21 protein-coding genes are annotated in these 20,939 nt (G+C 61.2%); 13 read left to right on the plus strand and 8 right to left on the minus strand.

Annotated elements, in window-relative coordinates:
- Window positions 1-16: 16 nt before the first annotated feature.
- Both ACJ8IJ_RS11865 and ACJ8IJ_RS11870 read right to left on the minus strand, forming a co-directional pair.
- A complete protein-coding gene (locus ACJ8IJ_RS11865; RefSeq protein WP_442518736.1) occupies window positions 17-1,018 on the minus strand; it encodes a LacI family DNA-binding transcriptional regulator in 1,002 nt (333 codons plus the stop codon).
- 24 nt (window positions 1,019-1,042) lie between these two features.
- A complete protein-coding gene (locus tag ACJ8IJ_RS11870; RefSeq protein ID WP_075684489.1) occupies window positions 1,043-2,425 on the minus strand; it encodes an MFS transporter in 1,383 nt (460 codons plus the stop codon).
- Between the two features lie 392 nt (window positions 2,426-2,817).
- Between ACJ8IJ_RS11870 and ubiC the strand changes: the two genes are divergently transcribed.
- Both ubiC and ubiA read left to right on the plus strand, forming a co-directional pair.
- Window positions 2,818-3,333: a chorismate lyase gene (gene ubiC, locus ACJ8IJ_RS11875; protein ID WP_015379228.1), complete on the plus strand. Its 516-nt coding sequence runs from the start codon at window positions 2,818-2,820 to the stop codon at window positions 3,331-3,333.
- Between the two features lie 17 nt (window positions 3,334-3,350).
- On the plus strand, window positions 3,351-4,223 hold the full coding sequence (gene ubiA, locus ACJ8IJ_RS11880; RefSeq protein ID WP_442518735.1) for a 4-hydroxybenzoate octaprenyltransferase: 873 nt from the start codon (window positions 3,351-3,353) through the stop codon (window positions 4,221-4,223).
- Window positions 4,224-4,289: 66 nt separating this feature from the next.
- Here ubiA and plsB read toward each other — a convergent pair whose 3' ends face one another.
- Window positions 4,290-6,755 (minus strand): glycerol-3-phosphate 1-O-acyltransferase PlsB, encoded by a 2,466-nt coding sequence (gene plsB / locus ACJ8IJ_RS11885; RefSeq protein WP_442518734.1) that lies wholly within the window; start codon window positions 6,753-6,755, stop codon window positions 4,290-4,292.
- A gap of 148 nt (window positions 6,756-6,903) precedes the next feature.
- Between plsB and ACJ8IJ_RS11890 the strand changes: the two genes are divergently transcribed.
- The 4 genes from ACJ8IJ_RS11890 to ACJ8IJ_RS11905 all read left to right on the plus strand — a co-directional run bounded on the left by ACJ8IJ_RS11890 (window position 6,904) and on the right by ACJ8IJ_RS11905 (window position 9,949).
- A complete protein-coding gene (locus ACJ8IJ_RS11890) occupies window positions 6,904-7,272 on the plus strand; it encodes a diacylglycerol kinase (protein ID WP_015379225.1) in 369 nt (122 codons plus the stop codon).
- 102 nt (window positions 7,273-7,374) lie between these two features.
- Window positions 7,375-7,983 (plus strand): transcriptional repressor LexA, encoded by a 609-nt coding sequence (gene lexA / locus ACJ8IJ_RS11895; protein WP_004936736.1) that lies wholly within the window; start codon window positions 7,375-7,377, stop codon window positions 7,981-7,983.
- Between the two features lie 103 nt (window positions 7,984-8,086).
- Entirely contained in the window at window positions 8,087-9,424 is a 1,338-nt protein-coding gene (gene dinF / locus ACJ8IJ_RS11900; RefSeq protein ID WP_442518733.1) for an MATE family efflux transporter DinF, read from the plus strand.
- Between the two features lie 315 nt (window positions 9,425-9,739).
- Window positions 9,740-9,949, plus strand: a complete 210-nt coding sequence (locus ACJ8IJ_RS11905; protein ID WP_004936743.1) for a CsbD family protein — start codon at window positions 9,740-9,742, stop codon at window positions 9,947-9,949.
- A gap of 102 nt (window positions 9,950-10,051) precedes the next feature.
- On the opposite strand, the gene zur is transcribed toward ACJ8IJ_RS11905, so the two are convergent.
- The gene (gene zur / locus ACJ8IJ_RS11910; RefSeq protein ID WP_015379223.1) at window positions 10,052-10,564 is read right to left on the minus strand and encodes a zinc uptake transcriptional repressor Zur; all 513 of its coding nucleotides are present in this window, start codon (window positions 10,562-10,564) and stop codon (window positions 10,052-10,054) included.
- Window positions 10,565-10,809: 245 nt separating this feature from the next.
- On the opposite strand from zur, the gene ACJ8IJ_RS11915 reads away from it, so the two are divergent.
- On the plus strand, window positions 10,810-11,382 hold the full coding sequence (locus tag ACJ8IJ_RS11915) for a sugar O-acetyltransferase (protein WP_004936750.1): 573 nt from the start codon (window positions 10,810-10,812) through the stop codon (window positions 11,380-11,382).
- A gap of 30 nt (window positions 11,383-11,412) precedes the next feature.
- Here ACJ8IJ_RS11915 and ACJ8IJ_RS11920 read toward each other — a convergent pair whose 3' ends face one another.
- Both ACJ8IJ_RS11920 and ACJ8IJ_RS11925 read right to left on the minus strand, forming a co-directional pair.
- Window positions 11,413-11,958, minus strand: a complete 546-nt coding sequence (locus ACJ8IJ_RS11920) for an RNA polymerase sigma factor (RefSeq protein WP_021505140.1) — start codon at window positions 11,956-11,958, stop codon at window positions 11,413-11,415.
- Window positions 11,959-11,976: 18 nt separating this feature from the next.
- Window positions 11,977-12,510, minus strand: a complete 534-nt coding sequence (locus ACJ8IJ_RS11925) for a tetratricopeptide repeat protein (RefSeq protein WP_049189122.1) — start codon at window positions 12,508-12,510, stop codon at window positions 11,977-11,979.
- 202 nt (window positions 12,511-12,712) lie between these two features.
- Between ACJ8IJ_RS11925 and dusA the strand changes: the two genes are divergently transcribed.
- Window positions 12,713-13,723, plus strand: coding sequence for a tRNA dihydrouridine(20/20a) synthase DusA (dusA, locus tag ACJ8IJ_RS11930; protein ID WP_019453217.1), 1,011 nt, complete (start codon window positions 12,713-12,715; stop codon window positions 13,721-13,723).
- Window positions 13,724-13,878: 155 nt separating this feature from the next.
- On the plus strand, window positions 13,879-14,097 hold the full coding sequence (pspG, locus tag ACJ8IJ_RS11935; protein WP_004936761.1) for an envelope stress response protein PspG: 219 nt from the start codon (window positions 13,879-13,881) through the stop codon (window positions 14,095-14,097).
- Window positions 14,098-14,396: 299 nt separating this feature from the next.
- Here pspG and ACJ8IJ_RS11940 read toward each other — a convergent pair whose 3' ends face one another.
- The gene (locus tag ACJ8IJ_RS11940) at window positions 14,397-15,380 is read right to left on the minus strand and encodes a quinone oxidoreductase (RefSeq protein WP_015379219.1); all 984 of its coding nucleotides are present in this window, start codon (window positions 15,378-15,380) and stop codon (window positions 14,397-14,399) included.
- Window positions 15,381-15,547: 167 nt separating this feature from the next.
- Here ACJ8IJ_RS11940 and dnaB point away from each other — a divergent pair, with 167 nt between their 5' ends.
- The gene (gene dnaB / locus ACJ8IJ_RS11945; RefSeq protein WP_025160134.1) at window positions 15,548-16,972 is read left to right on the plus strand and encodes a replicative DNA helicase; all 1,425 of its coding nucleotides are present in this window, start codon (window positions 15,548-15,550) and stop codon (window positions 16,970-16,972) included.
- Window positions 16,973-16,989: 17 nt separating this feature from the next.
- Window positions 16,990-18,069 carry an alanine racemase gene (alr, locus tag ACJ8IJ_RS11950; protein ID WP_442518732.1) on the plus strand — a complete coding sequence of 360 codons (1,080 nt, stop codon included), beginning with the start codon at window positions 16,990-16,992 and terminating at the stop codon, window positions 18,067-18,069.
- A 44-nt stretch (window positions 18,070-18,113) separates the two neighbouring features.
- Here alr and ACJ8IJ_RS11955 read toward each other — a convergent pair whose 3' ends face one another.
- Entirely contained in the window at window positions 18,114-18,881 is a 768-nt protein-coding gene (locus ACJ8IJ_RS11955) for a transporter substrate-binding domain-containing protein (protein WP_442518731.1), read from the minus strand.
- A 215-nt stretch (window positions 18,882-19,096) separates the two neighbouring features.
- Here ACJ8IJ_RS11955 and ACJ8IJ_RS11960 point away from each other — a divergent pair, with 215 nt between their 5' ends.
- Both ACJ8IJ_RS11960 and ACJ8IJ_RS11965 read left to right on the plus strand, forming a co-directional pair.
- A complete protein-coding gene (locus ACJ8IJ_RS11960; RefSeq protein ID WP_004936775.1) occupies window positions 19,097-19,564 on the plus strand; it encodes an Lrp/AsnC family transcriptional regulator in 468 nt (155 codons plus the stop codon).
- Between the two features lie 83 nt (window positions 19,565-19,647).
- A complete protein-coding gene (locus tag ACJ8IJ_RS11965; RefSeq protein ID WP_041922290.1) occupies window positions 19,648-20,841 on the plus strand; it encodes an amino acid aminotransferase in 1,194 nt (397 codons plus the stop codon).
- Window positions 20,842-20,939 lie beyond the last annotated feature (98 nt).

Raw genomic sequence — 20,939 nt, forward strand, 5'->3', positions numbered from 1 at the left:
GTGTCCTGAAAAACCGCTAACAGCCGCATGAGTGGCGGATGCGCAGTTGAAAAGCGAATTCATGCAGCTCGGCGGGCGCGGCGCCGGCGGCCAGCATGGCGATGGCCCGCTTGGCCATGGCGTCGATCGGCTGCTCGACCGCGCTGAGCGGCGGCACGCTGAATTCGGATTGCTGCGTGCCGTTAAAACAGATCAGCGCCAGATCGTCCGGCGCGCGCAGCCCATGTTCCGCCAGCGCCGACAGGCAGCCGAGCGCCTGCTGCTCGTTAGAGGTGAAAACGGCGCGCGGGCGCGGGCCTTGCACCAGGCGCTGGGTGGCCTGGTAACCGCCCTGGCGGGTGTAGGGCACCTCGAAAATCCATTCGTCGCGCGGCGCGATGCCCGCTTCCAGCAGCGCATCGCGCCAGCCGTTCAGGCGATCCTGTGCGTTGAGCATGGTCAGCGGGCCGATAAAAATGCCGATGTCGCGATAGCCGTGCTGCAGCAGATGGCGGGTCGCCTGGCAGGCGGCGTCGCGCTCGTCGACGCGAATGGCGCAGACGCCGGCCTGGCTGTCGATGGTATCTATCATCACGCAGGGCGTGCCGGAGGCGCGGATCAGATCGAACCACGGATGGCGATCGACGCTGGTGTACAGCAGGCCGTCGACCTGGCGGCGCAGCAGGTTGTTGATCAGCTCATATTCGCGCTGCCGGTCGTCGCCGGCGTCGCCCAGCAGCAGCACGCGGTCGCGGCTGAAGGCCTCCTGCTGCAGCGCCCGCGCCAGCGTGGCGAAGAACGGGTTGGAAATATCCGGCACCACCAGCCCGTAGGTTTGCGTGCTGCCGGAGGCCAGCGCTCGCGCGATGTCGTTCGGCCGGTAGCCGGTCTGCTCGATCGCCGCCAGCACGCGCAGCCGGGTGGCTTCCGCCACCGGGCGCGGGCCGTTGTTGATCACGTAGCTGACCACGGCGACGGAGGTGCCCGCTATGCGAGCCACGTCGGCGCGGGTAACGCGGCGCGCGGAGTGATTATCCAAATTGAGGTCCTGTTCGCCTTCCCGCTACGCGGCATCCTGCGGCAGGTTGAGATCGCGGCCGCGGGTTTCGGGAGCAAAGAAGGTGGTGATTAAGCCGATGGCTGCCATTACAACAAAATAGCAGGCGACAGGCCACCAGTGACCGAAACCGGACAGCAGCGCGGTGGCGATCAGCGGCGCGGTGCCGCCGGAGAGGATCGACCCGAGCTCCTTGGCGAACGCCATTTTGGAGTAGCGGTTCTTCACGCCGAACAGTTCGACGCCGTAGGCCGCCTGCACGCCGAAGATCCCCAGTGATGCGATGCACATGCCGACCACGATCACCGAGATGACGATCGCCGGCTCACGGCTGTCGAGCAGCCAGAACGCCGGGAAAGCGTACAGCACCAGCAGCAGGCAGAACCACCGGTAGGTGATGCGACGGCCGAAACGATCGGAGAGCCAGCCGGCCAGCGGGATCACCAGAAAACCGCACAGTGAGGCGATCAGCACCGCCAGCGCCGGCACCGATTTATCGACCATCAGCACCTTGGCGACGTAGCCGACGATAAAGCCCTGGCACAGGTAGGAAGGGCCGTTCTCGCCGATGCGCAGGCCAAGCATCACCCAGAACGCCTTGGTGCGTTGCAGGTAGCTGCGTGAGTCCGGCGTGGCCTGGGCGGCGTCGAGCATGCGCTGGTGGTTTTGCTGCAGTTCGCGTTCGAACACCGGCGTTTCCCGCACGTGGCGGCGCAGATACAGCGCCACGCCGGCGATCAGGATACTGGCGAGGAACGGAATGCGCCAGCCCCAGCTCATCAGGTCTTCCTTGTCCAGCTGCAATACCAGCAGCCACACCAGCGACGCCAGCAGGGTGCCACTGTTGGAGCCGATGGCGATGATCGACGCCACCAGCCCGCGCCGCTTGGCCGGCGCGTATTCCGCCAGCATCACCGCCCCGCCGGACAGCTCCGCACCGGCGCCGAACCCCTGCGCGAAGCGCAGGATCACCAGGCAGGCGGGCGCCCAGACGCCGATTTGCGCATAGGGCGGGATCAGGCCGATCAATGTGGTGGAGAGGCCCATCAGCGCCACGGTGGTGATCAACACCACGCGGCGGCCTTTGCGATCGCCGATCCAGCCGAACACCAGCGCGCCGATCGGCCGCGCGACGAAGCCGACGGAGTAGGTGGCGAAGCTGGCCAGCAACGCCACCAGCGGCGTGGCTTCGGGGAAGAACACGTCGCCGAACACCATGCCGGCCGCCAGGCCGTACAGCGCAAAGTCGACGTATTCCATGGCGGTGCCGAGCCAGCAGGAGAAGGTGGCGCGCCAAAATTGGCTGCGCCCCTCTTTGGTTGCCAGGCGTTCATCGGCCGCCAGCGCGGCGTCGGCGGTCTGTGAAGGGGCAAGCGTTGTTTCGCTCATGGCAGTGCTATCCTCTTTTGTTCTGCGCCTGGAGGGGCGCGGTTAAAGATGGTTTCCCTGGTGCCGGCAACAAAGGTGTGCCGACAAATCATGTCGGACGCATGGCGATTCAACGCTGCGGTATCAGGGTATCTACGCGCGTAGATAACACAACGCGAGGAAGCTGAAACTTTGCGGGCGATCACAGAATCGTCAGCGCGCCGGGAAATGAAGATAGAGAATGCGGATGGCAAAAAGATGACAGAACCCCGGTTTTTCCGGCCGATTGACCTGCCGTTTTCGCCACGAATCAGCCTGCCGCTTTCGCATTTCTGCGCTACAATGGGGGCCTGTTAACAGTTTGTATCGTCTGGCGCGCCGTACCGGCTGCGGTTCAGGCGAGGAGTAAAGCAATGTCTGGCATCAGGGATTCCATCCTGCCGCCGCTGGAGTGGTTATCCGAACAGGATCCTCCGGCGCCCGCCGCCGTCAGCGACTGGCTGATGGAGTTAGGCTCCATGACCCGACGATTTGAACGCCATTGCGCCCAGGTGCGCGTTGAACCGCAGCGCGAATGCTTCGTCACGCGCGAGGCGCTGGGCGACGAGGCGAACCACCTGCCCGATAGCCCGCGCTACTGGCTGCGCGAAGTGGTGCTGCTGGGCGACGGCCAGCCCTGGCTGCTGGGGCGCACGGTGATCCCGGAACATACGCTGACCGGCCCCGACCAGGCGCTGGTGGATCTGGGGACGCTGCCGCTGGGGCGCTATTTGTTCAGCAGTGGCGATCTGACCCGCGACTATATCCATATCGGCCGACAGGATGCGCTGTGGGCGCGTCGTTCACGGTTGCGGCTGGCGGGCAAGCCGCTGCTGCTGACCGAACTGTTTTTACCGGCTTCGCCGCTGTATTCAGCGGTCCCCGCATAAGAGAGGAGAGCAAGACGTTGGAGGGAAGCGTGACTCAAAGTAAATGGCGGGCTTACAGCCATTTGATGCGCATTGATAAACCGATTGGCACGCTGTTGCTGTTGTGGCCGACGCTGTGGGCACTGTGGCTGGCCGGAAAAGGCGTGCCGCCGCTGTCGATTTTGCTGGTGTTCGTGCTCGGCGTGTTCCTGATGCGCGCCGCCGGCTGCGTGGTGAATGACTATGCCGATCGCGCGGTGGACGGCTACGTGAAACGCACCGCCGGGCGGCCGATGCCGAGCGGCCGGGTGAGCGCGAAAGAGGCCAAGGTGCTGTTCGTGGTGCTGGTGCTGATCTCGTTCTGCCTGGTGTTGACGCTGAATGCGATGACCATCTGGCTGTCGCTGGCGGCGCTGGCGCTGGCCTGGGTGTATCCGTTTATGAAGCGGGTGACCAACCTGCCGCAGTTCGTGCTGGGCGCCGCGTTCGGCTGGGGCATTCCGATGGGCTATGCGGCGGTCAGCGAATCGCTGCCGCTCAGCTGCTGGCTGCTGCTGCTGGCGAACATCTGCTGGACGGTGGCCTATGACACGCTGTATGCGATGGTCGATCGCGACGATGATCTGAAAATCGGCATCAAGTCCACCGCTATCCTGTTCGGGCGTTATGACAAGCTGATCGTCGGGCTGTTGCAGTTCGCGACGTTGCTGCTGCTGGTGTGGGTCGGTTATCTGGCGCAGCTCGGCGGCGCGTTTTACTGGTCGCTGCTGCTGGCGGGCGCACTGTTCATTCACCAGCAGAAGCAGATCGCCGGGCGCGAGCGCGACGCCTGCTTCAAGGCCTTTCTGCAGAACAACTATGTCGGGCTGGTGGTGTTTATCGGCATCGCGCTGAGCTATCTGCCGACGTAACGGTTTCCTGCAGCAAGAAAAAAGGCACCCCAAGGGGTGCCTTTTGTGTTTCCGCGCCGGGCGAAATCACTCGTCTTTCTCTTCTTGCGCATCGGTTTGCGGCAGAGCGTTGGTCTCTTCCGGCATGTTGACGCTTTCGATGGTCAGCTTGATTTCCGGCGTGATCAGATCGCTCAGCATGCTGTACACCTCGAGGGTGTGCTCGCGGATCGCATCGCCGCTGTCGTTGATGTAGCCTTCTTCACGCAGCGTCGCCACCAGGGTGGAGAACACCGCCTTGTCGAAGAACTCCGGCGCATTGATGCCGTGCAGCACCGATAGACGCTGCGCCATGATGCGGCTCTCTTTCTCCAGCGCGCCGCGGTTGATGCTCGGGTTGGCGCTGAGGATCGACATGGTGATGGCGTAGCGTTGCAGGGTTTCGCGCACCCCGGCGGCCAGCAGCTGCAGCGGGCGAATGCGCGCCGGGTTGAGCACCAGATCGTCGCCTTTGTCGCAGATCAGCTGTTGACGGATCAGCTCGTCGATCATCGGCCGCAGCACCTCCGGCAGCTGTTCCTTGTCGTTATGCAGGAACAGCTCGGCTTTCAGCATCGGGTAGATCATGCCGATCTGGCACAGCAGCTCGGCGCGCGACACCCGGCGATGATGCATCACGATGCTGGCGATCAGCGACGGCAACACCAGCAGATGGTGGATGTTGTTGCGGTAATAGGTCATCAGCACCGCCTGCTCGCGCGGCAGGATGATGATGTCGCCGATGCTGTCCTTCTCCACCTCGAACTTGTTCATGTTCAGCGCGTGATCCAGCAGCTCATCCGGCGTTTGCGTCGGCACGGTGACGTCACGCGCGTAAGGCGCGTTGCGCATCAGCTGCAGGTAGCACTCGAGCTGCTCGACCAGCTGCTCGCGGGTCAGCGAACGCTGACGCGAGGCCAGCAGCGCGGTGGAACACAGGTTCATGGCGTTGGCTGCGGCGGCATTGTTGATGCGCACCATGATCTGGCCGGCCAGATCGTTGACCGTCGGCGTTAGCCAACTTGGACGCTGAGCTTCGATCGGATCGATCGATTCGCGCCACTGCGGCACGTTCTGGTTGAGGTAAGCCGTCAATGGCAGCGGTTCGCCGAAGTTGACGTATCCCTGGCCCAGGTTGCGCAGCTTGCGCAGGCCGCGCAGCATCTGCGGCAGGCTCTCTTTTTCCTTGGTGGCGCCGCGCAGCTCTTTGGCGTAGGTACCCACTTCCATCACGTGTTCGTAACCGATGTAAATCGGCACCAGCGTGATCGGACGGGTGCCGCCGCGCAGCATCGCCTGGATGGTCATCGACAGGGTGCCGGTCTTCGGCTCCAGCAAGCGCCCGGTGCGGGAACGGCCGCCTTCCACGAAATATTCCACCGAGTAACCGCGGGTGAACAGCTCGCCGAGGTATTCGCGGAACACCGTCGAATACAGCTTGTTGCCTTTAAAGGTGCGGCGGATGAAGAACGCGCCCAGGCGACGGAAGATCGGGCCCGCCGGCCAGAAGTTGAGGTTGATGCCCGCAGCGATGTGCGGCGGCACCAGGCCCTGGTGATACAGCACGTACGACAGCAGCAGATAGTCCATGTGGCTGCGGTGGCAGGGCACGTAGACGATCTCGTGGCCGTCCTGCGCCAGCTGGCGCACGCGCTCGGCGTTGGTGACGTTGATGCCCTGATACAGCCGGTTCCAGGTCCAGCTCAGCACGCGGTCGGACAGGCGCACGGTTTCGTAGGAGAAGTCGGCGGCGATCTCTTCCATCAGCGCGATGGCGTTCTGCTGGGCCTTCTCGTGCGAGATCTTCTTGCTGCGCGCTTCGTCCTCGACCGCTTTTTCGATCGCTTTGGACGCCAACAGCTTGTTGAACAGATCCTGACGGGCCGGCAGACTCGGGCCCACCGCGGCCAGGCGCTGACGCGAGAAGTGCATGCGCGCCACGCGCGCCAGTTTCTGCGCGATGGTTTTATCCGTGCCGTGTTCGGTAGCCATGCGGCGCAGCGACACGGTGTTGGAGAAACGCACGAAGCTGTCGCGGCCGAGCCACAGCACGGCGAAGAATTTCTGCACGCCGTTCAACAGACGCAGGTGCGGCGTGCCGTGGCCTTCGCGGCCCGGCGAACGGCCGAACATCACCGAAACCGGCAGCATTTGAATGTCGAGATCCGGGTTGCTGCGATGCAGGTCCAGATAGTCGTGGAACAGCTTTACCGACTCTTCTTTTGGGGTGTAATAGCGGAATACGCGCGGGCCGTCGTGAATGAACACGTAGCTCGGCAGCACGGTGCCGTCGATCTCCAGCGAGTTGAGCGGATCGGGCAGATCCTGCGCCAGGCACTGGGTGCGCAGCGTCAGCAAATCCGCCTTGGAATTGTAAGGTAAAACATACAAAATCGGCCGTGAGGGATCCAACCCTAGCTCGGTAACCGGATCTGAAGGGATGACCTTACTTCTTACCAACAATTTAAGTGGTAAATTCAATATTTTATAATAAATTTTACGCCAACCTGACATAACAACGTGAAGCCTCTTGTTAGCAATGCGCCGCAAGCATACCAGAAACCGGGTAGCAGATCTGTGGTGTTCGAAAACCGAGAGCCGTCAGCGCGGACTGTTCTAGACTCTTTTTATTATGACCGACCTCTGAGAAAGGCACGAAAACATGGCAAACCAAGCAACCGGACTGACCCGCATCATCAAGGCCGCCGGCTATTCTTATAAAGGGCTATCCGCCGCCTGGCAGCACGAAGCGGCTTTCCGCCAGGAACTGGTGGTCACCCTTCTGGCTATCATACTGGCTGTCTGGCTGGATGTGGGTGCGATAGCGCGCATTTTATTGATCGGATCGGTAGCGCTGGTGATGATCGTCGAGATCCTGAACAGCGCGATCGAGGCGGTGGTGGATCGCATCGGCAGCGAACATCACGAGCTGTCCGGGCGGGCCAAGGACATGGGATCGGCGGCGGTGTCGCTGGCGATCGTGCTGGCGCTGTTCGTTTGGGGCACGGTCTTATGGCAGCATTTCGGCTGACGAAAAGCGCCTACTGACTGATTTTTATTTATTCTTCGGTTCCCAATCCGCGCTTACCTGTATATACTCACAGCAAGACTGTATAAACAAACAGGGGGCGGAATGAAAGCACTAACTACCAGACAGCAAGAGGTCTACGATCTGATTCGCGAGCACATTTCGCAAACGGGCATGCCGCCAACGCGTGCCGAGATCGCGATGCGTCTGGGGTTCCGTTCGCCTAACGCCGCCGAAGAGCACCTGAAGGCGCTGGCACGCAAAGGCGTGATCGAAATCGTCTCCGGTGCCTCGCGCGGTATCCGTCTGCTGATGGAAGAAGAAGAAGGGCTGCCGCTGATCGGCCGCGTCGCCGCCGGCGAGCCGCTGCTAGCGCAGCAGCACATCGAAGGGCACTACCAGGTGGATCCTTCCCTGTTTAAACCGAGCGCCGATTTCCTGCTGCGGGTGAACGGCATGTCAATGCGCGACATCGGCATTCTGGACGGCGATCTGCTGGCGGTGCACAAAACGCAAGACGTGCGCAACGGCCAGGTCGTGGTCGCGCGGATCGAAGACGAAGTGACGGTCAAGCGCTTGAAAAAGCACGGCAACGTGGTTGAACTGCTGCCGGAGAACAACGAATTCCAACCGATCGTGGTCGATCTGCGTCAGCAGAATTTCACTATCGAAGGGCTGGCGGTCGGCGTGATCCGCAACGGCGACTGGATTTAATCGCCGCGCCATCACCGCCGCTCCCTGTATCAATCGCCCCTGTTTTGGGGCGTTTTTGTTTCTGACTTCGCCCTTTGTCACTCAGTCACAGGAACATCCCATCATGCGCCTGATTTCCGCTTTCACCAGCGACACCGATAAAGCCCTGTGGCGCCTCGCCCTGCCGATGATCTTCTCCAATATTACCGTGCCGCTGCTCGGGCTGGTGGACACCGCGGTGATCGGCCACCTCGACAGCCCGATCTACCTGGGGGGCGTCGCGATCGGCGCGGTGGCGACCAGCTTCCTGTTCATGCTGCTGCTGTTCCTGCGCATGAGCACCACCGGCCTGGCGGCGCAAGCGCTGGGGGCACAGAATCCGCAGGCGCTGGCGCGCGCCTTTATGCAACCGTTGCTGCTGGCGCTGTTGGGCGGCGCGGCGATCGTCCTGCTGCGTTATCCGCTGATCGAACTGGCGCTGCGGATCGTCGGTGGAGATGGCGAGGTGCTGGAACAGGCGCGGCGTTTTCTTGAGATCCGCTGGTTAAGCGCCCCGGCGGCGCTGGCCAACCTGGTGCTGCTGGGCTGGCTGCTTGGCGTACAGTACGTGCGGGCGCCGGTGATCCTGCTGATCGTCGGCAACCTGCTGAACATCGTGCTGGATATCTGGCTGGTGATGGGCCTGGGCTGGAACGTGCGGGGGGCGGCGGCGGCAACCGCCATCGCCGAATACGCTACGCTGCTGCTCGGCCTGTGGTTGGCGTGGCGGGTGATGCGCCTGCGCGGTATTACCCTGCAGATGCTGCGCCAGGCCTGGCGTGGCGATCTGCGTCGCCTGCTGGCGCTCAACCGCGACATCATGCTGCGCTCATTGTTGCTGCAACTGTGCTTTGCGTCGTTGACCATTTTCGGCGCTCGCCTGGGAAGCGAGGTGGTGGCGGTCAATGCGGTATTGATGAATCTGCTGACGTTCACCGCCTATGCGCTCGACGGTTTCGCTTATGCGGTGGAGGCTCATTCGGGCCACGCCTACGGCGCCCGGGACGACAGCCAACTGTGCAAGGTGTGGCACGCGGCCTGCAGGCAGGCAGGGCTGGTCGCGTTGGCCTTCGGCCTGGCGTATGCCGTTACCGGCCAGCAGATCGTGGCAGCCTTGACCTCTTTGCCGGAACTGCGTGCGTTGGCCGCCCATTATTTACCCTGGCAGGTCATTCTGCCGCTGGTTGGGGTGTGGTGCTATTTGCTGGACGGCATGTTTATCGGCGCCACGCGCGGCGCCGAGATGCGCAACAGCATGGCGGTGGCCGCTGCGGGATACGGTTTGGCGCTGTTCAGCGTGCCGCTGCTTGGCAACCACGGCCTCTGGCTGGCGCTGGCGGTGTTTCTGGCGCTGCGCGGTCTGGCGTTGGGCTGGATTTGGCACCGTCACCAGGTGCGCGGCAGCTGGTTTACTGCCCATTAAACCGGACGTGTTGTTGGGTTAATGGTTAGTTTTTCTTATGATTTTGATCATGTTTGCTTACATGTTTTCAGCCCTGGTCTGTTCGCGTTAGTTCGTTGTTTGTTAGCGTTTTTTGTTTTTATTTTGTTTGTTAATGGTTTTTTATTCTGCATATTGGCTTTTTTATTTCCATGTTTAACTATAATGAATCATGTGGCTGGTAAATGAAGGGGAGCGGTGCTTCTTAAGGTGAAGGAAGCATCAGCCAGAAAAACTTCTGGTTAACCCCGGCCGGCAACAGGGATCACTGATTCACCACAGGTTAACGGAGAGACTATGAATAAAGATCAAGCCGACGGTAACTGGAAGCAGCTGAAAGGCAAAGTGAAAGAGAAATGGGGCAAGCTGACCGATGACGATCTGACGGTCATCGAAGGGAAACGCGAACAGCTGGTCGGCAAAATCCAGGAGCGCTACGGTTACCAGAAAGAGGCGGCCGAAAAAGAGGTGAAGGCCTGGGAAGATCACACCAAACACCGCTGGTAACACGCAGGGCCGCCACTGACGGCGGCCGGCAACAGCGCAGGCCGGCGTCGCCCCATCCTCTGGCGCCCCGGCCGCAGGTACAGGGAAGTACCTGACTTCGTCTTACTTCTTCTTGATGGCGATGCTGTGATCGTGTTCGGCGCAGTCATGCTTGCTGTCACAAGCTTCAACTTCAACGCAACCGGCGCACAGGCCGTGCGCTTCCACCACGCTGTGCCGCAGCGCAAATCCGGCCTCCTGCGCCAGCTTCTGCAGCGTTTCCTCCACGCCTTCGGTGGTGCGTTCGGTCACCTGGCCGCAGCGATCGCAGATAAACAGCGCGGACGTATGCATCGGCTGTTCGAAATGGTGGCACAGCACGTAGCTGTTGGCGGACTCCACCCTATGGATAAACCCTTGCTCCAGCAGAAAATCCAGCGCGCGGTAGACCGTCGGTGGCTTGGCCTGCGGTTCGGCGACGCGCAGCAGATCGAGCAGGTCATAAGCGCTGATTGCACCGGGTTGCTGAGTCATCAGACGCAGCACTTCCAGCCGTTGCGGCGTCAATCGCACATTGCGTTGCTGGCAGAGGCGTTCCGCCTGCGCCAGCAGCTTTTCCTGGGTGGTTGAGTTCATCGCAAATATCCCGGTACGTAAAAAAGCCGATTTTACCATGATTACGGCGAATCGCCGAGAGTTGCCCCCTTTTCCCCTGAGGATAGCGCAGAGAAAGGCGCGCTGAGTGCGCTAAAAGAGAGATGCATCACAACTTTTCCCCTCCGCCGGGCGGTAGATCAACGTTGCCGGTTTTAGCGCTGGAGAGCAGCGGGCGAGAGCGGTATAACGCCTTTCACTCGCGTGATGAGCAGGAGCCCTGTGTGATGACGGAAAGAGAGAAGCTGTTAAGCGGCCTGGAATACAACAGCCGCGATGAAGAACTGATCGCCCTGTACCATCGGGCGAGGGCGTTGACCAAAAGCCTGGGGGCGCTGGACTCGCATCAGGCGGACGAGAAAAATCGCCTGCTCGGCGAGCTGTTCGGCAACTGGGGTGAGGCGAGCTGGATCGAAACGCCATTCTGGTGCGACTACGGGCAGCATGTCCGCATCGGTAAAAACTGTTTTATCAACGTCAATGCGGTGTTCCTCGACTGCAACACCATCACCATCGGCGACAACACGCTGATCGGCCCCAACGTACAAATCTACACGCCGAGTCATCCGCTGAAGGCCGGTGAACGCTTTACCGGTGACCCGGCTTTTCCTTTCCGCACCTCGGCGCAGCCGGTGTCTATCGGCAGCAACGTGTGGATCGGCGGCAACGTGGTGATCCTGCCGGGAGTGACCATCGGCGATGGCACGACTATCGGTGCGGGCAGCATCGTCACCGGCGACATTCCGGCCAATGTGCTGGCGCTGGGGCAACCGTGCCGGGTTATCCGCGCGTTGGAATAGGCCGCTTAACACGAATCGGCGGCCAGCGGTTTATCGGCGAGTGCGGGGCAAGGGCGGAGGAGGGGGCTTCTTACGGTGCGAATCGTCGTTTGGCAACTGGCGGTCATCGGCCAAGGCCAGGCGTGCGGCCGCCAGGCGGCTCATGACGGTGCCGATTGGCACCGCCAGCACTTTCGCCGCTTCCCGGTAGGACAGCCCTTCGACATACACCAGAAACAGCGCGTTGCGCTGGGCCGCCGGCAATCGGCTTACGCGCCGCATCACTTCATTGAGCCAGACCGGCTGTTCACCGTTGTCCGCATCGCCAAGCTCTTCCGCCGCCATGCAGCCTTGCCCCTGACGACGATGCTGGGCGCGAACTTCATTGAGCCAAATAGAGTGCAAGATGGCAAACAACCAGCGATCCAGGTGTGAACCGGGGGTGAATTGCGCGGCGCGCTCCAGCGCACGCACGCAGGTTGCCTGCACCAGGTCGTCGGCGACATCCCGCCGGTGCGAAAGCACCAGCGCATAGCGCCACAGGCGGGAGAGATAGTGGCCGAGTTCATCGCGTATCGCATCGCCGCTGATAGTCACCTCCGCAGGCGCGTCGGATCAAGATTCCGGATGGCGGTCGATGGCTGCCGCCAAATCTCGGTACTCCTCGCACCCGGTGCCGCACAGCGACTGGATCACCTGCAGCTGTTGGCGCGCCAGGTCGGGCCGCCCTTTCAGCATATAGGCTTCCCCCAGGTACTCGCGCACTTTGGGGTATTTCGGATCGAGGGCCACTGATTTTAAATAATAGCCGATACCCTCATCGGTGCGGCCCAGTTTGCGCGTGGCGTAGCCGCGATAATTCAGTGCGACGGCGGTGTTGGGATTTTTCAGCGTGTTGAGCATATCGATCGCTTCCTGATAGCGGCCGCTTTTCGCCAGTGCATAGGCATAGTTAGTGCGGTCGGCGTCGTCGACTTTGCTGCCTTTATCCACCGTGCAGGTCTGGGTTTTACTGTCGTAAACCTGGCCTTTCGGACAGGTCGGCGGGGTTTGGCCGCTGCCGTCGCCGCCCATCGCCAGCGCCGCGCCGGAAAACAGCAGGCAGCCGGCAATGGCCGATGCCAGCAGGCGTTTAATGAAGCTGTTCATGGTTGTGTCCTCAAGGCAGAGGCGCCGTGCGCGCCCGTAATGAGATAACACCTGAACGAGTGAATTTATTCGCCTTACCCCCACTTATTTACGCCACCGGCAAGGCGGTTTTCCCAACGGCGTCGATTGTCGTTATAATAGCCGTTTGCGGCCGCGCGCCGTTCGTTGAACCCAGACAGACTCAGGTAGCCAGTAACTCAGCATGACGAAAGACAACCACGCCCCAACCTACGCCGCCAATCGTTTCTCCATCGCGCCAATGCTCGACTGGACCGATCGTCATTGCCGTTACTTCCACCGCCTGCTGACCAAGGAAACGCTGTTGTACACCGAAATGGTGACCACCGGCGCGATCATCCACGGCAAGGGTGACTACCTGGCCTACAGCGAAGAAGAGCACCCGGTGGCGCTGCAGCTGGGCGGCAGCGATCCGGCCGCGCTGGCGCACTGCGCCAAACTGGCGGAGCAGCGCGGTTATGACGAGATTAACCTCAACGTCGGCTGCCCGTCCGATCGGGTGCAAAACGGTATGTTCGGCGCCTGCCTGATGGGGCAGGCGACGCTGGTCGCCGACTGCATCAAGGCGATGCGCGACGTCGTATCGATTCCGGTGACGGTGAAGACCCGCATCGGCATCGACGATCAGGACAGCTACGCTTTCCTGTGCGACTTTATCCAGACCGTCGCCGGGCGTGGCGAGTGCGACATGTTCACCATCCACGCTCGCAAAGCCTGGCTCTCTGGCCTCAGCCCGAAAGAGAACCGCGAAGTGCCGCCGCTGGACTACCCGCGGGTTTATCAACTGAAGCGGGATTTCCCGGCGCTGACCATCGCCATCAACGGTGGAGTGAAAACGCTGGAAGAGGCGCAACAGCACTTGCAGCATCTGGACGGCGTGATGATGGGGCGCGAGGCTTACCAGAATCCGGGCATCCTGGCGCGGGTCGACAGCGAACTGTTCGGCGCGCAGACCGCGGTGCCGGACAGCGTGGCGATCGTCGAAGCGCTGTATCCGTATATTGAGCGCGAGCTGTCCAACGGCACCTATCTCGGCCACATTACTCGCCATATCCTCGGTCTGTTCCAGGGCGTGCCGGGCGCGCGCCAGTGGCGTCGCCATCTGAGCGAGAACGCCCACAAGCCGGGCGCCGATGCGCGGGTGGTGGAGCAGGCGCTGGCGTTGGTGCGCCAGCCGCGTGTCGAAATGGCGTAGCCGAAAAAATTTGACCAACAGTTAGTCTTTTTCACCAGGCATTCGGCGCACTGCCGGATGCCTTCCCCATTTTTTCAATAGGTTAGCCCTTCCGCCATTCTGGCACGCTTCTTGTAATTCACTCTGCAGATACGTTGCATTGCAAAGGAGCAATCATGTTGGAAATCTTCTTTCTCATTGGCTTTGTGGTGATGCTGATGGTGACCGGCATCTCGCTGCTGGGGATCTTCGCTGCGCTGTTGGCGGCGGCGGCGTTCATGTTGTTGGGCGGGTTATTCGCGGTGGTCATCAAGCTGCTGCCGTGGCTGATTTTGGCGGTGGTTGGGGTATGGATTTACCGTTCAATGCAGAAACCCCAGGTCAGGCGTTACTGATTTTTTGCTGAATAATCAGTCAGTCGCGATGAAACTTGCATAACTGCCCGCCACGCTAATGCGGCAGCGATCACAGCTTGGCAGTTTTCCCCGGCGATGTGGCACATAAAGCGTGTTTTTTGCCGGACGGGGCTGTTAGGATGTTGGTCGATGCAGTGATGCGACCCATTTCATCACCGTGAGAGACACCTAAAATTCGTGTTGCTAAAGCAACCCCTGTCTCTGGCGGACTCTGCTCTACCCCTACAAAACGCAGTAACAGAAAGGGCTCCGCAAGGAGCCCTTTTCTTTGGCTTCTATCAGGGGATCAGCAGGCTGGAACCGCTGGTGCTGCGGCTTTCCAGCACCTGGTGCGCACGCTGGGCGTCGGCCAGCGCGAATTTCTGCTCGTCTCTCACTTCCACCCGAATGGCGCCGCTGCCGATCAGCGAGAACAGCTCATTGCTGGCGTACTGCAGCTCGGCGCGGTTGGTGATGTAACCGTTTAGGGAAGGGCGGGTGACGTACAGCGAGCCCTTCTGATTCAGCAGCGCCAGATCGACTCCCGTCACCGGGCCGGAGGCGTTGCCGAAGCTGACCATCAGGCCGCGCCGCTTCAGGCTGTTGAGCGAGGCCTGCCAGGTGCTTTGCCCCACCGAATCGTACACCACGCCAACCTTCTCGCCGTGCGTCAGCTCGGCCACCCGCTGGGCGATATCCTCTTTGTGGTAGTTGATGGTGGCCCAGGCGCCGGCCTGTTTCGCCAGCGCGGCCTTCTCGTCGGAGCCGACGCTGCCGATCAGGCGCGCGCCCAGCGCTTTGGCCCATTGGCAGGCGATCAGCCCAACCCCGCCGGCGGCGGCATGGAACAGGAACACTTCACCCGGTTGCACGTCGTGGGTCTGGCGCAGCAGGTAATGCACCGTCAGCCCTTTCAGGAAAGAAGCGGCGCCCTGCTCAAAGCTGAGGTTGTGCGGCAGCAGCGCCACTTTTTCTTCCGGCACATTGTGGACTTCGCTGTAGGCGCCGAGCGACGACTGCGCATACACCACCCGGTCGCCCGGTTTGATCGCGCTGACCCCGGCGCCGACCTTGACCACCACGCCGGCCGCCTCGGTGCCGAGGCCGCTCGGCAGACTGGCCGGCGCGTATAGCCCGCTGCGCACATAGGTGTCGATGTAGTTGATGCCGATCGCCTTGTTCTCGATCTGCACTTCGCCGGCGGCCGGATCGAGCGGTGTAAAATCAACGTATTGCAAGACTTCCGGCCCGCCGGTGGCGGAGAATTGAATGCGCTTGGCCATGTCGTTACCTCGTTGGAGTGTCTGATTTCACCCTATTCTTTTTAGTCGCGGAGATCCAGTTCGCCCGTGCGGGGGCCAATACCTTTTTTGCATCGGTTATGACGCAAAAATCACGTATACTCTCGCGTCAGGATCCTTCATTCGCAACCGGATAAAGACTACGTTTCATGGCAGGAAAAAAACCAACCAACAAAACAAACGCGGACGAAACCAGAGAGCGTTCCAGAGATCGTCAGATGGAAGGGCTGAAGATGCCGCCGCACTCGCTGGAGGCCGAGCAGTCGGTGTTGGGCGGTTTGATGCTGGATAACGAGCGTTGGGACAACGTGGCGGAGCGCGTGGTCGCCAACGACTTCTTCAGCCGCCCGCATCGCCTGATCTTTACCGAGATGCAGCGTCTGCTGGAGATGAGCAAGCCTATCGACCTCATCACCCTGTCCGAATCGCTGGAGCAGAAGGGCGAGCTGGACTCGGTCGGCGGCTTTGCCTACCTGGCCGAGCTGTCGAAAAACACCCCGAGCGCCGCCAACATCGGCGCCTACGCCGACATCGTGCGCGAGCGCGCGGTGGTGCGCGAAATGATCTCGGTGGCTAACGAGATCGCCGACGCCGGCTACGATCCGCAGGGGCGCAGCAGCGAAGACCTGCTCGATCTGGCGGAATCCCGCGTATTCCAAATCGCCGAGAACCGCGCCAGCAAAGACGAGGGCCCGAAGGGCATCGAACGCATCCTGGAAGACACCGTGTCGCGCATCGAGCAGCTGTATCAGCAGCCGCACGACGGCGTGACCGGGGTCGATACCGGCTATCAGGACCTCAACAAGAAAACCGCGGGCATGCAAAAGTCCGATCTGATCATCGTCGCCGCCCGTCCATCGATGGGGAAAACCACCTTCGCCATGAACCTGTGCGAAAACGCCGCGATGACCCAGGAAAAACCGGTGCTGATCTTCAGCCTGGAGATGCCCGGCGAACAGATCATGATGCGTATGCTGGCGTCGCTGTCGCGCGTGGATCAGACGCGCATCCGTACCGGCCAGCTCGACGATGAGGACTGGGCGCGCATTTCCAGCACCATGGGCATCCTGCTGGAGAAGCGCAACATGTACATCGACGACTCCTCCGGCCTGACGCCGACCGAAGTGCGCTCGCGCGCGCGGCGTATTTTCCGCGAGCACGACGGGCTTAGCCTGATCATGATCGACTACCTGCAGCTGATGCGCGTGCCGGCCCTGTCCGACAACCGTACGCTGGAGATCGCCGAGATTTCGCGCTCGCTGAAGGCGCTGGCGAAAGAGCTGCAGGTGCCGGTGGTGGCGCTGTCGCAGCTGAACCGCAGCCTGGAGCAGCGCGCCGACAAACGCCCGGTCAACTCCGATCTGCGTGAATCCGGCTCTATCGAGCAGGATGCCGACCTGATTATGTTCATCTATCGTGATGAGGTGTATCACGAGAACAGCGATCTGAAAGGGATCGCGGAAATTATTATCGGTAAGCAGCGTAACGGCCCGATCGGCACCGTGCGCCTTACCTTTAACGGCCAGTGGTCGCGTTTCGATAACTACGCGGGGCCACAATACGATGACGAATAATCAGCTAAGGAACTGAAATGAAAGCGGCAACCGCTGTAATCGACCGCCGCGCTCTGCGACATAATCTGCAACAGGTGCGCCGCCAGGCGCCGCAAAGCCGCCTGATTGCCGTTGTGAAAGCAAACGCTTATGGACATGGCCTGCTGGAAACAGCACATACCCTGCAAGACGCCGACTGCTACGGTGTGGCGCGCATCGGCGAGGCGCTGATGCTGCGCTCCGGCGGCATCGTCAAACCGATCCTGCTGCTGGAAGGCTTCTTCAGCGCCGAAGACCTGCCGGTGCTGGTGGCGAACAACATCGAAACCGCGGTGCACAGCATCGAACAGCTCGAAGCGTTGGAGCAGGCCGAGCTGGCGCGTCCGGTGCCGGTGTGGATGAAGCTCGATACCGGCATGCATCGGCTGGGGGTGCGCCCCGAGCAGGCGGAGGCGTTTTATCAGCGCCTGTGCGCCTGCCGCAACGTGGCGCAGCCGGTCAATATCATGAGCCACTTCAGCCGCGCCGATGAGCCGGAGTCCGACGCTACCCTGAAACAGATCGCCTGCTTCGAGCAGTTCGCGCGCGGCAAACCGGGCCAGCGCTCGGTCGCCGCCTCCGGCGGCACGCTGCTGTGGCCGGATGCCCACAACGAGTGGGTACGCCCAGGCATCATTCTGTACGGCGTATCGCCGCTGGATAACGGCAGCGGCGCCGGGCATGGCCTGCTGCCGGCGATGACCCTGAAATCCAGCCTGATCGCGGTGCGCGAGCACCAGGCCGGCGAAGCGGTGGGCTATGGCGGCACCTGGGTAAGTCCGCGCGATACTCGTCTTGGCGTGGTGGCGATGGGGTACGGCGACGGTTACCCGCGCAGCGCGCCGACCGGCACGCCGATCCTCATTAACGGCCGCGAGGTGCCGATCGTCGGCCGGGTGTCGATGGACATGATTTCGGTCGATCTCGGGCCGGACGCCGCCGATAAGGTGGGGGATGACGCGGTGCTGTGGGGGCCGGCGTTGCCGGTCGAGCGCATCGCCGCCTGTACCGGTATCAGCGCTTATGAACTGATCACCAAGCTCACGCAGCGCGTGGCGATGGAATACATCGGCGACTGATACGCCGCAGGGGCCGACGCGCGTCGGCCCCGTTTCTCAGCGGGTTACTTCTTTACCGCCAACCACTTGTCGATAACCTTCTGATACTCGCCGGTCGCCTTGGCCAGGTGCAGCCACTGATCCACATACAGTTTCCAGCTCAGATCGTCGCGCGGCAGCATGTAGGCCTTTTCGCCGTACTGCATCGGTTTGGTCGGATTCACCGCGCACAGCTTCGGATAGCGCTTCTGCTGGTACAGCGCCTCGGAGGCGTCGGTGATCATCACGTCCGCTTTGCGATCCACCAGCTGCTGGAAAATGCTCATGTTGTCGTGCGTCAGCGTCAGCTTGGCCTTCGGCAGATAGGCGTGCACGAAGGCTTCGTTGGTGCCGCCCGCCGGTTCCAGCAGACGCACCGACGGTTTGTTGATCTGTTCTATCGTGCGGTATTTCTTCACGTCGGTGCAGCGCACCAGCGGAATTTTGCCGTCGGTATCCAGCTTGTCGGCGAAGAACACCTGCTTTTGCCGCTCCAGCGTGACGGAGATGCCGCCCATGGCGATGTCGCACTTGCCGGAGACGAAGTCCGGCGTCAGGGTTTTCCAGCTGGTTTTCACCCACTTCACCTTGGCGCCCAGGCTCTTCGCCAGCGATTCCGCCATGTCGATATCGATGCCTTCATAGCCGCCGTCTTCCTTGAGGAAGGTGTAGGGCTTGTAGTCGCCGGTGGTGCAGACCTCCAGGGTCTTTTGCTGCAGCACTTTGTCCAGGTGGGATTGCGCACCGGCGCTGCCGGCGGCGAGCAGCAGCGCGAGAGGGAGTAACTTTTTCATCTGGCGTCCTTTTTATACATTCGTGGTTTTATGCGTTACTTCGCCGTTAATTGTCGTTTGCCTGCATGAGTTAGCCGTTTTTTATGCCACTTACCGGCGAAAACGCCGGGCGTTGCTGCTGTACGCGATTTAAGCGCCAGGGTGTGACGTCGGCAACGGTAAAAAAACTGGTAGGCTGTAACGTCAACATTTATTAACACAGTTTACAGGTGGCTATGTACAACATTGACGATTTTGATATGAAAATCCTGACGCTGTTACAGGCCAACGGCCGTTTGACCAATCAGGAGCTGAGCGAGCTGGTGGGGCTCTCCGCCTCCCAATGTTCGCGGCGGCGCATCAGCCTGGAGCAGGCGCAGCTGATCCGCGGTTACCACGCGCGGCTGGCGCCAGAGGCGGTCGGCCTGGGATTGGTGGGGCTGATCGAAGTCAGCCTGATCACGCACGCGCAGGAGCAGATCGATAGCTTTCATCAGATGCTGGAGGAAGTGGACGCGATCCTGGACGCTTACAAGACCACCGGCGACGCCGATTACCTGCTCAAAGTGGCGGTGGCGGACCTGCCGGCGCTGAGCGAGTTCATCAGCCAGACGCTGTCGCCGCACAAAAGCGTGGCGCATATCAAAACGGCGGTGGTGCTCAATCGCATCAAGGAAAACGGTTTATTGCCGGTGGCGAGATAAAGCTAAAACCGAATGCGCTTTTCCGTCTATATTAGGAACGTAACGCTGTGCCCAAAACCACAATAAACCAGGAGAAAAACCCCGTGTTCCAGAACGTTGACGCCTATGCCGGCGATCCCATTCTGTCGCTGATGGAAAAATTCAAACAAGACCCGCGCGCGCACAAGGTGAACCTGAGCATCGGCCTGTACTACGATGCGCAGGGCATCATTCCGCAGATGCGGGCGGTCGCCGCGGCGCAAGCGCAGTTGAACAGCGTCGAGCATGGCGCCTCGGTATACCTGCCGATGGAAGGGCTGCAGTCTTACCGTTCCGCCATCCAGCAGCTGCTGTTCGGCGCGCAGCACCCGATGCTGCAGCAGGGGCGCATCGCCACCATTCAGACCGTCGGCGGTTCCGGCGCGTTGAAAGTGGGCGCCGACTTCCTGAAAAGCTATTTCCCGGATTCGCAGGTGTGGGTCAGCGATCCTACCTGGGAAAACCACGTCGCCATCTTCAGCGGCGCCGGTTTCAAAGTGAATACCTATCCATATTTCGACAGCGAAAGCCTGGGCGTGAAGTTCGACGCCATGCTGGCCGCGCTGAAACAGCTGCCGAAGCACAGCATCGCGCTGCTGCACCCGTGCTGCCACAATCCGACCGGTTCCGACCTGACCCCCGCCCAGTGGGATGAGGTGGTCAAGGTGATCGCCGAACGTGAAATCATTCCGTTCCTCGACATCGCCTATCAGGGCTTCGGCGGCGGCATGGAGCAGGATGCTTACGCTATTCGCGCCATCGCGGCGGCCGGTTTACCGTGCCTGGTGAGCAACTCGTTCTCGAAGATCTTCTCGCTGTACGGCGAGCGCGTCGGCGGCCTGTCGGTGGTGTGCGAAAGCGAAGAGGCGGCCGGGCGCGTGCTGGGCCAGCTGAAGGCCACCGTGCGCCGCAACTACTCGAGCCCGCCGAACTTCGGCGCGCAGCTGGTGGCCAAGGTGCTGAACGACGCCCAGCTCAAAACCCAATGGCTGGACGAAGTGGAGAGCATGCGCACCCGCATTCTCGAGATGCGTCACGCGCTGGTGGACACGCTGAAGAGCGCGCTGCCGCAGCGCAACTTTGATTACCTGTTGGCGCAGCGCGGCATGTTCAGCTACACCGGCTTCAGCGCGGCGCAGGTCGATCGCTTGCGTGAAGAGTTCGGCGTCTACCTGATCCACAGCGGCCGCATGTGCGTGGCCGGCCTGAACCACAACAACGTGCGTCAGGTGGCCGAGGCGTTTGCCGCGGTGCAGTAACGCCTGTTAGTCTGAACGGACGTTGATCGGGAGCGATAGCGATATCGCTCCTTTTTTATTGCCGGCGCGCCGCCGAAGTTGCCGCAAACCGGAGAGAG

This window comes from Serratia sp. CY40230 (assembly GCF_052168835.1).
Classification (GTDB): domain Bacteria; phylum Pseudomonadota; class Gammaproteobacteria; order Enterobacterales; family Enterobacteriaceae; genus Serratia; species Serratia nematodiphila.